Below are 2822 nucleotides of genomic sequence, written 5' to 3'. Positions count from 1 at the left end.
TGGGAAATCTCATCTTGAGGGGGGCTTCATGCTTAGATGCTTTCAGCACTTATCCCTTCCGCACATAGCTACCCAGCTATGCCTTTGGCAAGACAACTGGTACACCAGCGGTGCGTCCATCCCGGTCCTCTCGTACTAAGGACAGCTCCTCTCAAATTTCCTACGCCCACGACGGATAGGGACCGAACTGTCTCACGACGTTCTGAACCCAGCTCGCGTACCGCTTTAATGGGCGAACAGCCCAACCCTTGGGACCGACTACAGCCCCAGGATGCGATGAGCCGACATCGAGGTGCCAAACCTCCCCGTCGATGTGGACTCTTGGGGGAGATAAGCCTGTTATCCCCGGGGTAGCTTTTATCCGTTGAGCGATGGCCCTTCCATGCGGAACCACCGGATCACTAAGCCCGACTTTCGTCCCTGCTCGACTTGTAGGTCTCGCAGTCAAGCTCCCTTGTGCCTTTACACTCTACGAATGATTTCCAACCATTCTGAGGGAACCTTTGGGCGCCTCCGTTACATTTTAGGAGGCGACCGCCCCAGTCAAACTGCCCACCTGACACTGTCTCCCAGCCCGATCAGGGCTGTGGGTTAGAATTTCAATACAGCCAGGGTAGTATCCCACCGACGCCTCCACCGAAGCTGGCGCTCCGGCTTCTCAGGCTCCTACCTATCCTGTACAAGCTGTACCAAAATTCAATATCAGGCTACAGTAAAGCTCCACGGGGTCTTTCCGTCCTGTCGCGGGTAACCTGCATCTTCACAGGTACTATAATTTCACCGAGTCTCTCGTTGAGACAGTGCCCAGATCGTTACGCCTTTCGTGCGGGTCGGAACTTACCCGACAAGGAATTTCGCTACCTTAGGACCGTTATAGTTACGGCCGCCGTTTACTGGGGCTTCGGTTCAAAGCTTCGCTTGCGCTAACCTCTCCCCTTAACCTTCCAGCACCGGGCAGGCGTCAGCCCCTATACTTCGCCTTGCGGCTTCGCAGAGACCTGTGTTTTTGCTAAACAGTCGCCTGGGCCTATTCACTGCGGCTTTTCCGGGCTATTCACCCTAAAAAGCACCCCTTCTCCCGAAGTTACGGGGTCATTTTGCCGAGTTCCTTAACGAGAGTTCTCTCGCTCACCTTAGGATTCTCTCCTCGCCTACCTGTGTCGGTTTGCGGTACGGGCACCTCTCACCTCGCTAGAGGCTTTTCTTGGCAGTGTGGAATCAGGAACTTCGGTACTATAGTTCCCTCGCCATCACAGCTCAGCTTATGTGACAATGGGATTTGCCTCATTGTCAGCCTAACTGCTTGGACGCGCTAATCCAACAGCGCGCTTACCCTATCCTTCTGCGTCCCCCCATTGCTCAAATGGTGAGGAGGTGGTACAGGAATTTCAACCTGTTGGCCATCGCCTACGCCTTTCGGCCTCGGCTTAGGTCCCGACTAACCCTGAGCGGACGAGCCTTCCTCAGGAAACCTTAGGCATTCGGTGGAGGGGATTCTCACCCCTCTTTCGCTACTCATACCGGCATTCTCACTTCTAAGCGCTCCACGAGTCCTTCCGGTCTCGCTTCACAGCCCTTAGAACGCTCTCCTACCATTGTTCGTAAGAACAATCCACAGCTTCGGTGATACGTTTAGCCCCGGTACATTTTCGGCGCAGAGTCACTCGACCAGTGAGCTATTACGCACTCTTTAAATGGTGGCTGCTTCTAAGCCAACATCCTGGTTGTCTAAGCAACTCCACATCCTTTTCCACTTAACGTATACTTTGGGACCTTAGCTGGTGGTCTGGGCTGTTTCCCTCTTGACTACGGATCTTATCACTCGCAGTCTGACTCCTGAACATAAGTCTTTGGCATTCGGAGTTTGACTGAATTCGGTAACCCGATGGGGGCCCCTAGTCCAATCAGTGCTCTACCTCCAAGACTCTCATTTCAAGGCTAGCCCTAAAGCTATTTCGGAGAGAACCAGCTATCTCCAAGTTCGATTGGAATTTCTCCGCTACCCACACCTCATCCCCGCACTTTTCAACGTGCGTGGGTTCGGGCCTCCATTCAGTGTTACCTGAACTTCACCCTGGACATGGGTAGATCACCTGGTTTCGGGTCTACGACCACGTACTCATTCGCCCTATTCAGACTCGCTTTCGCTGCGGCTCCGTCTTATCAACTTAACCTTGCACGGGATCGTAACTCGCCGGTTCATTCTACAAAAGGCACGCCATTACCCATTAACGGGCTTTGACTACTTGTAGGCACACGGTTTCAGGATCTCTTTCACTCCCCTTCCGGGGTGCTTTTCACCTTTCCCTCACGGTACTGGTTCACTATCGGTCACTAGGGAGTATTTAGCCTTGGGAGATGGTCCTCCCTGCTTCCGACGGGATTTCACGTGTCCCGCCGTACTCAGGATCCACTCTGGAGGGAACGAAGTTTCAACTACAGGGTTGTTACCTTCTTTGACGGGCCTTTCCAGACCTCTTCATTTACTCCGTTCCTTTGTAACTCCGTATAGAGTGTCCTACAACCCCAAGAGGCAAGCCTCTTGGTTTGGGCTAATTCCGTTTCGCTCGCCGCTACTCAGGAAATCGCGTTTGCTTTCTCTTCCTCCGGGTACTTAGATGTTTCAGTTCCCCGGGTCTGCCTTTATTACCCTATGTATTCAGGTAAAAATACTACTCCATTACGAGCAGTGGGTTTCCCCATTCGGAAATCTCCGGATCAAAGCTTACTTACAGCTCCCCGAAGCATATCGGTGTTAGTACCGTCCTTCATCGGCTCCTAGTGCCAAGGCATCCACCGTGCGCCCTTAACAACTTAACCTT

Annotated in this window: 1 rRNA gene; it reads right to left on the bottom strand. The window is 52.9% G+C overall.

The features are described from left to right. Window positions 1-2820, bottom strand: a 23S ribosomal RNA gene (locus LC095_RS26540); the annotation flags it as partial. Between the last annotated feature and the right edge of the window lie 2 nt (window positions 2821-2822).

The organism is Metabacillus niabensis (genome assembly GCF_020524345.1).
Lineage (GTDB): Bacteria > Bacillota > Bacilli > Bacillales > Bacillaceae > Metabacillus > Metabacillus niabensis_B.
Note: the sequence above shows the minus strand (reverse complement) of the source record. Positions and strands in the feature narration are given on the sequence as shown.